Annotated in this window: 7 protein-coding genes, 1 tRNA gene and 1 pseudogene; 3 read left to right on the top strand and 6 right to left on the bottom strand. The window is 35.3% G+C overall.

The genetic code is table 11. From position 1 onward, the window contains the following. Positions 1 to 216 (bottom strand): annotated as a pseudogene (locus tag BZARG_RS08735) (IS1182 family transposase); the annotation flags it as partial. Positions 217 to 424: 208 nt separating this feature from the next. Between BZARG_RS08735 and BZARG_RS08730 the strand changes: the two are divergent. From BZARG_RS08730 to rpe, 3 genes are all read left to right on the top strand, one after another. Continuing rightward, on the top strand, positions 425 to 796 hold the full coding sequence (locus tag BZARG_RS08730) for a hypothetical protein (RefSeq protein ID WP_008637268.1): 372 nt from the start codon (positions 425 to 427) through the stop codon (positions 794 to 796). Between the two features lie 590 nt (positions 797 to 1,386). After that, complete coding sequence (locus BZARG_RS08725; RefSeq protein WP_008637385.1) at positions 1,387 to 2,250, top strand: sigma-70 family RNA polymerase sigma factor; 864 nt, start codon at positions 1,387 to 1,389, stop codon at positions 2,248 to 2,250. A 408-nt stretch (positions 2,251 to 2,658) separates the two neighbouring features. Continuing rightward, positions 2,659 to 3,321 (top strand): ribulose-phosphate 3-epimerase, encoded by a 663-nt coding sequence (rpe, locus tag BZARG_RS08720; RefSeq protein ID WP_040288288.1) that lies wholly within the window; start codon positions 2,659 to 2,661, stop codon positions 3,319 to 3,321. Positions 3,322 to 3,362: 41 nt separating this feature from the next. Here rpe and BZARG_RS08715 read toward each other — a convergent pair whose 3' ends face one another. From BZARG_RS08715 to ftsZ, 5 genes are all read right to left on the bottom strand, one after another. After that, complete coding sequence (locus BZARG_RS08715) at positions 3,363 to 3,782, bottom strand: CBS domain-containing protein (protein WP_008637288.1); 420 nt, start codon at positions 3,780 to 3,782, stop codon at positions 3,363 to 3,365. 78 nt (positions 3,783 to 3,860) lie between these two features. Next, complete coding sequence (locus BZARG_RS08710) at positions 3,861 to 4,703, bottom strand: zinc-dependent peptidase (protein WP_008637317.1); 843 nt, start codon at positions 4,701 to 4,703, stop codon at positions 3,861 to 3,863. A gap of 441 nt (positions 4,704 to 5,144) precedes the next feature. Next, positions 5,145 to 5,218, bottom strand: a tRNA-Arg gene (locus BZARG_RS08705). A 40-nt stretch (positions 5,219 to 5,258) separates the two neighbouring features. Then, entirely contained in the window at positions 5,259 to 5,708 is a 450-nt protein-coding gene (locus tag BZARG_RS08700) for a GatB/YqeY domain-containing protein (protein WP_008637330.1), read from the bottom strand. Between the two features lie 140 nt (positions 5,709 to 5,848). Continuing rightward, on the bottom strand, positions 5,849 to 7,822 hold the full coding sequence (gene ftsZ, locus BZARG_RS08695; protein ID WP_008637253.1) for a cell division protein FtsZ: 1,974 nt from the start codon (positions 7,820 to 7,822) through the stop codon (positions 5,849 to 5,851). Positions 7,823 to 7,846 lie beyond the last annotated feature (24 nt).

The following is a 7,846-nucleotide window of genomic DNA, read 5'->3' as shown; positions in this document are numbered from 1 at the left end:
AATGTTCTCCAAATAACCAACCAAACACAGTTTAAAAAAAACCACAGGATCAATACTCTTTTGACCTGTAGCACCGTAAAACGGAGCGGTTAATTTGTATAAATACTTTAAATCTAATACATTTTTAAGCTGTCGATAAAAGTTGTGCTCTGGTACACGTTCACTCAATAAAAAATCGGTAAACAGCTTCTCTTGATATGTCTTTATGCCTTGCATAACAACAAATTATAAAATTTATCGGCTCAAAATGCATTATTATAGTAACTTTATCAACAGAGTTGTGCAACAGGCACACCGTGTAAAAATAATTGCGGTTTAGTGCTTAACCCAAAGGTCGTTGCGGGTTTGTAACGTCTGATTTTCCTGCGGAAAATCCTCGCATACAAACCCGCAACTATTCTTATACATAAACGTTGTAACCAATTTGAAACAAACATTGAGAAAAGCATTAAAATATGGTTTTTTGATAATCGGAATGATAATTCTAATCGGATTTGCTCTGAAAGGAAATATCACTCACGAACGATTTAACTCTGAAAAGTGGAAAAACTGGACGGAATCAGAAACTGAATGGTCTTTGCGTTGGGATATGATGAATAGTTTGCGAAAAACTCACGAACTGAATGGAAAAACCCAAACACAAATTATTGAATTATTAGGAGAACCTGAATCGAAAACAAATTCTGAATTTAGATATTATTTAGGTTATTCAAAACGTGGAATTAATACAGGAAGTTTAACGATTAAATTTAGTGAAAATAGAAAAGTAACAGACTTTTCAGTTTGGCAAGGATAAAATGATATTCAAAAAAGAAACAAAAGACAATGAACTTTACGTTTATATGAACGGAAAACTGATTTATAAAAAGTGGTTGAATACGGGCGAATCAAAAGTATTTGACTTAATTGCTTATGATAAATACACTTTGAAGTCAATTAATAAAAAAGAATAAAAACTGGTTACAACAAAGTGCTGTGTTAAAAAATAAGTAAAATGCATTAACTTTTCAGCAAAGTACGTCTGTAAGTATCCTCATATATTAATCCTAATTTAACTATTGCAAAGGCCTATTTACGTAACTTATTTCAAATGCTAAAACTCTAGACTCTTGGTAAGCGCGTTAGGGATGGAAATGGCATCCTTTTTTTACGTTTTCTCATACTTCCCGGTTTATGCAACAATCCTTATTATCGTAAAAAAAGATATAATGGACAGCCCGCCTTTTTGCGTATTTACAAAACTTAAAGCACTTAACGAACTTATTTTAAACGTAAAAAGGAACGCCCTAAAAAAGATTCATGGTTTCTTGTAACAAAAAGAACAATGCTTACGTATAACTATATAGAACACGTTGTTCGCACAACTTAATTAGAGAGAAACCGTACATGAGACAACTTAAAATTACCAAGCAGGTTACCAATAGAGAAACTGCTTCGTTAGACAAATATCTTCAAGAAATAGGAAAAGTTGACTTAATTACCGCAGATGAAGAAGTAGAATTAGCACAGCGCATAAAAGCGGGTGATCAGTTGGCTTTAGAAAAGTTAACGAAGGCTAATTTACGTTTCGTTGTGTCGGTAGCTAAGCAATACCAAAACCAAGGTTTAACCTTACCAGATTTAATTAATGAAGGGAATTTAGGTCTTATTAAAGCAGCTCAACGTTTTGATGAAACGCGTGGTTTTAAATTTATTTCTTATGCTGTATGGTGGATTCGTCAGTCTATCCTGCAAGCTTTAGCGGAACAGTCTCGTATTGTGCGTTTACCGTTAAATAAAATTGGATCGATTAATAAGATTAATAAAACCTTTGCTTTCCTGGAACAAGCTCATGAGCGTCCACCAAGTGCGGAGGAAATTGCCAAAGAATTGGACATGACTATTAACGATGTTAAGGAGTCTATGAAAAATTCAGGTCGTCACGTAAGTATGGATGCGCCTTTAGTGGAAGGTGAAGATTCGAACTTATATGATGTATTAAATTCTGGTGAGTCTCCAAACCCAGATAGAGAGTTACTACAAGAATCTTTACGTACGGAAATTGAGCGTGCTCTGGAAACCTTAACGCCTCGTGAAGCGGATGTTATCCGTTTATATTTCGGTTTAGGAAACCAACACCCAATGACTTTAGAAGAAATTGGCGAAACGTTTGACCTGACTAGAGAACGTGTTAGACAAATTAAAGAAAAAGCTATTCGTAGATTGAAACATACGTCTAGAAGTAAAATATTAAAAACTTATTTAGGATAAGTTTTAGATTTCAAGTAATAAATTCCACATATCAAGAAATTGGTATTTGGAATTTTAACTTTTGGAATTTTACGGCAACTAACAGTATATTCTTACTTCGGTGAGATACCCGCTTTCGCGGGTAGTAAGACTGTTCGTTTTTTGATTGATGAAAGAACCCACGGCTGATTACCGTGGGTTCATTTTTTTATCCCATCCCTAAATCTCTTCCCCAGAGGAAGGGACTTTTAATTTCCTTCATCCCTCTTTCCAATGGGAAGATACTTCCAAATCCATATTACTTTTAATCGTAGGGGTAATCTTGCTTAATTATAAGATAGTGGCAAGTATTTAAGTGAAGGATTGAAATGGACAACACGAAGACTATTTTTTTAATTATCTTTGTCGAAACAACAAAACAACACACTAATGAACTCTAAACTAATAGCTCCTTCCATGCTTGCTGCCGATTTTGGTAACTTACAGCGCGATACTGAAATGGTAAACAACAGTGATGCCGATTGGTTTCATATTGACGTAATGGACGGGCATTTTGTTCCTAACATTTCTTACGGTTTTCCTATTATACAAGCTATTAAAAAGCACGCCACCAAGCCGCTTGATGTGCATTTAATGATTGAAAAACCAGAACGTTATATTGAAGAATTCGCTAAAGTAGGTGCTGATATTATTACTGTTCATTACGAATCGACTGTGCATTTACATAGAACGCTTACACAAATTACTGATGCAGGCTGTAAAGCGGGTGTGGTTTTAAACTTGACTACGCCTATAAGTGTACTTGAAGATATTTTACCAAAATGTTATATGGTATTATTAATGTCCATAAACCCAGGTTTTGGCGGTCAGAAATTTGAAGATATGACTTACAGTCGTATTAAAAAATTACGTAAAATGATTGATGAGCAAGGTTTAAACACCCGCATTGAAATAGATGGTGGCGTAACCGACAAAAACATTAAACAGCTTGTAGAAGCTGGTGCAGATGCTTTTGTAGCCGGAAGTCACGTATTTAAAAGTGATAACCCCACAGAAACCATTAAAGAACTAAAAGCACTTGCTAACTCATAAAAAAAGCTCCTTTCGGAGCTTTTTTTCGTTCTAGGTTGGAATTAATATTGTTTTAATAGATAGTTAATTAAATCGGTTGTTGTTACAATTCCGACAAGTTTATCCTCGTCGACAATTGGTAAGGCGTGAAATTCTTTTTTCGCTAAAATCTCTGCAACTTCTTTTATGGTGGTTGTTGATGGCACACTGACTAAATTTTTAGCCATTACCTGCTCGATAGTAAACATATTATACACAATGCTATCCACTGAATCGTCATCTTCATCAACGGCATCGGCGAAACTAATTCGCAGTAAATCCGTATAACTCAACATGCCCTTTATTTCATCGCCACTCACAACAGGGATATGACGTATTTTCTTGGTTTTAAAAATTCTTTCGGCTGTTTCCAAATCATCTTTAAAATTCAATGTAATAACGGATTTGGTCATTATTTCCGAAACTGGTTCACGCTTTTTCATAGTTATTGGTTTTTAAACTTATTATTAAAAGTAGACAAGATTACCGACAAAAAGCATGATATAAATCAGGTTATCAAATTAATAGCCTTCAAAGTTAAAATTCAGCATTTGTTTTGTTTTCGCATAGACTCTCGGAAATTTCGAGCGAAATTGGGAAGGTGTCTCTATAAAGGTTTCAATAATTACGGCTACAAACTCGAAAGAGTTGGTATAGGCGTAATTCCGAATATATCCCGATGCCAACAAGCGTTGGCGTAATTCGGTTTCTTCAGATAAGAATTGAGATAATTCTTTAAATGAATCCGAAAAAATTATAGAACTTACATCACGATTTTTAATACTATTAATATGAATAGCATGGGCGAATTCATGAATGCCTAAATTCAGATTATCATTAGAAATAGAATAGCCTTCCATAAAATGCTCCCAAGATAAAACGAGCGCTTTTAATCTCGGGTTATACTCACCTTTATGATAGGCTTCGTTAGTTTCAGAATAGAATGAAGATGGATAAACTATTATACCTTTAATCATTTGTAATTTATAATCCCGAAATCCAAAGGTTAGCATAACTGCTGTAGCCGAGATCATGACAATCATTTCATCAGTGAGATCTAAATTATCTCGTCCCATAAACTGTTTCGAATTAATAAAGGTCACCAATCGGTGATTAAAAACGCGTTTTTGCTTTTCTGTTAATCGTTGGTAGAATCGGAATTTCGCTTGTAAAAGTTGCTCTTGTTTTATGGGCAACTTTTTAAAAGGTGGCAATAAATAACGATATAAGGGTTTTCGTTTGAGTAAAACATAACCGATATCTATCATGTTGATAACCGCATACAGAACTAATGAAGCAAGGCCAAAAAACAGAACCCCTGCCATAACTATGTAAAATGTTGGAATTTCTTCGAGTTGAAACATAGGTAATTATGGAACGTTATGGGTTTTGATTTCGATAATCAATATACGAATTGTGGTTCATATTAGAATCTTATTGCACCGTATAATTGAACAAGAAGAAATTTTAAAACATAAAAACTTTTGCGAACCAGTGCTTTTGGGATTAGTACGCATAGCAGAAACTCTTCCAAAAGCTTCAGGTTTTAAAATGTTTTAAACAAAAAAACACGCAAACAAGTTCAAAGATAATATAGTGACAAATCAAAACTTTTGGAATTGCTACGCAGCCCTTAAAGCTCCTCCCAACGCTTCGGGATTGAAAACGCAAAATCCACACTTTTAAATTCAAGCGAGCAAAAATCAAGTTTATTACAAATCAGAGCTTTCGGGATTGAAAATGAAAAATCCACACTTTTAAATTCAAGCGAGCTTGATTTAACGTGTGGATTTTCCATTTATTCGTGACCACGAAGGGATTCAAACCCCCGACCGCTGGAGCCGAAATCCAGTGCTCTATTCAGCTGAGCTACGTGGCCATTTATTCCTGCAAACGCAGGAATCTCTATTTAAAATAATTTAAGACAATTTTGCTTTTACTATATTCGATATCGTTTTGCCATCAGCTTTACCCGCTAGATCCTGACTAACTACACCCATAACTTTGCCCATATCTTTCATACCTTCCGCACCGAGATTTGCAATAGTTGCAACAACTACTGCTTCAATTTCTTCATCGGATAAGGCTTCTGGTAAAAACTGACTGATTACAGCAGCTTCGTCAATTTCAGGATCGGCTAAATCTTTACGGTTTTGCTCCAAATAAATTGCCGCACTATCTTTACGTTGCTTAACTTGTTTCTGAAGGATTTTAAGCTCCTGCTCTTCTGTTAATTCTGTTTGAGCTCCTGATTCACTTTGTGCTAAAAGAATAGCCGATTTAACCGCTCGTAAAGCAGTTAAAGCCGTTTGATCTTTTGCTTTCATGGCTTCCTTTAAAGCCGTCATAATATCTTGTTGTAAGCTCATAATGTAAATTTCTTATACAGCGACAAATATACTAAGAAAAACCGTTTTCTACGGTTATGTATTAAAAAAAGAAACCCGAAATAACGTAATACGTTGTTTCGGGCATCTAAAAAGTCTAAACACTAAACTTAAATTAATTTTTAGTCAACATTATCATGTAAAAACGAGTTATTGTTTCGCAATTGCATGTCGTCATTATCATCTAAACTTAAACTTGTTCCTGAAATACTAGATTCTGATGAATGTCTAGATTCGTCTAAATTAACACCATGACGCTTATAAGCAGGCACGCGTTCTATATCATCAATTTTCGAATTATTAAACTTATAATTGAAATTCTTCATTTTTAGTCTACGTTCTGCTGCGCGCTCTTTTAGCATTTCTGAAATTGGCGTATGAATCGGATCTATTTCTTCTCGACCTTGAGTTTCTTCAACCTTTTTAGTTTCGATTGTTTTCTTTTCAAAAACAACCTCTGAATCCTCAATTTCAATACTTTTCTTTTGCTTCTCTTCTATTTTAGCCTTCGAATTCATACTAGATTCTGCCTCCGCATAATCATCTAAAGCATACCGTACTTCGCCTTTATCATTAGACTGTGTTACCGCAATAATTTCCACATGATCCGTAACAGACATTTTTCTGATACGTTCTTCTTCTAAAGTATGAACAACCTTATTAGCCGCCTTTTCTTCTTCTTTATCTTCAAAAGACTGGTTACTAAAAGGCATGTCGAATGTTAATGTTATTTGTTTCTCTTCTTCAGGCTCATTGAAAACAGTTTCTGGTGTTACCTCAGCAACGACATCTGTTATTACAAATTCATCTTCATGGACTTCCGTTAATACTTCTTCATACGCCACATTAAGATTACTAATGGCATCGGTTGTTTTAATTAAACCGGTGCCTTTATCTTTTTTTGGCTCTGGAGACTTTAAATCTTCCAACTCCCCTAAATCTAAAGTATGCTTAACTACTTTTGGTTCTTCTTTTACTTGTAAATCTATATGCGGAACAATAATTGTCGGTTCCTTTTCCTTTTTGGATAAATCCTTTTCCACAGGCTGATCGTCCACCAAAGCATGAATGACTTTTTTGACTTCAGTATTTGAAATTTCATCTTGCTGTTCAACGTCGAAACCTGTAGCAATAATGGTTACTGCAATAGATTCGCCTAAACTTTCGTCTTCACCGACACCCATGATAATATTAGCACCATATCCAGCTTCATCCTGGATGTGATCGTTAATTTCACCAATTTCGTCAATCGTAATTTCTTGCGTTCCAGATACTATCAGCAGCAAAACATTTTTAGCACCTGTAATTTTATTATCGTTTAACAAAGGAGAATCTAACGCTTTTCTAATCGCTTCTTTTGCACGATCTTGACCAGACGATTTAGACGATCCCATAATAGCCGTTCCGCTACTACTTAATACCGTTTTAGCATCTCGTAAATCGATGTTTTGCGTATAGTGATGTGTAATAACTTCCGCTATTCCACGTGCAGCCGTAGCCAAAACCTCATCCGCTTTAGCGAAACCAGCTTTAAAACCTAAATTCCCATAAACTTCACGAAGTTTGTTATTATTTATAACTACCAATGAATCTACCACACTTCGCAATTTCTCAATACCGATTTGGGCTTGCTGATTTCGCATTTTGCCTTCAAAAAGGAAAGGCATAGTCACAATTCCAACGGTTAAAATATCCAAATCTTTGGCCATTTTGGCAATAATTGGTGCGGCACCGGTTCCGGTTCCACCACCCATTCCTGCGGTAATGAAAATCATTTTTGTGTTGGTATCCAGCATACGCTGAAGGTCCTCAAAACTTTCTACAGCCGATTGTTCGCCAATATCAGGGTTTGCACCTGCTCCTAAACCTTCTGTTAGATTTAAACCTAATTGAATTTTGTTAGGAACACCACTATTTTGAAGCGCTTGCGCATCGGTATTACAAATTACAAAGTCCACACCTTTAATCCCTTGTTGAAACATGTGATTAATGGCGTTACTTCCGCCCCCGCCGACGCCTATTACTTTAATGACATTTGATTGATTTTTCGGTAAATCAAAAGAAATGTTTGTTTCGAATTCTTTGTTGCTGCTCATGAATTTCGTTTTATATATACTTAT

Origin of the sequence: Bizionia argentinensis JUB59, assembly GCF_000224335.1 — a bacterium.
Taxonomy (GTDB): Bacteria; Bacteroidota; Bacteroidia; order Flavobacteriales; family Flavobacteriaceae; genus Algorimicrobium; species Algorimicrobium argentinense.
The sequence above is the reverse complement of the archived record's forward strand: the minus strand, read 5'-3'. Positions and strand labels throughout refer to the sequence as shown.

Excerpts from the sequence above, each read along its gene's own strand:
- rpe (WP_040288288.1), top strand. The coding sequence starts at position 2,659 with ATGAACTCTAAACTAATAGCTCCTTCCATGCTTGCTGCCGATTTTGGT.
- ftsZ (WP_008637253.1), bottom strand. The coding sequence starts at position 7,822 with ATGAGCAGCAACAAAGAATTCGAAACAAACATTTCTTTTGATTTACCG.
- BZARG_RS08725 (WP_008637385.1), top strand. The coding sequence starts at position 1,387 with ATGAGACAACTTAAAATTACCAAGCAGGTTACCAATAGAGAAACTGCT.
- BZARG_RS08700 (WP_008637330.1), bottom strand. The coding sequence starts at position 5,708 with ATGAGCTTACAACAAGATATTATGACGGCTTTAAAGGAAGCCATGAAA.
- BZARG_RS08715 (WP_008637288.1), bottom strand. The coding sequence starts at position 3,782 with ATGAAAAAGCGTGAACCAGTTTCGGAAATAATGACCAAATCCGTTATT.
- BZARG_RS08710 (WP_008637317.1), bottom strand. The coding sequence starts at position 4,703 with ATGTTTCAACTCGAAGAAATTCCAACATTTTACATAGTTATGGCAGGG.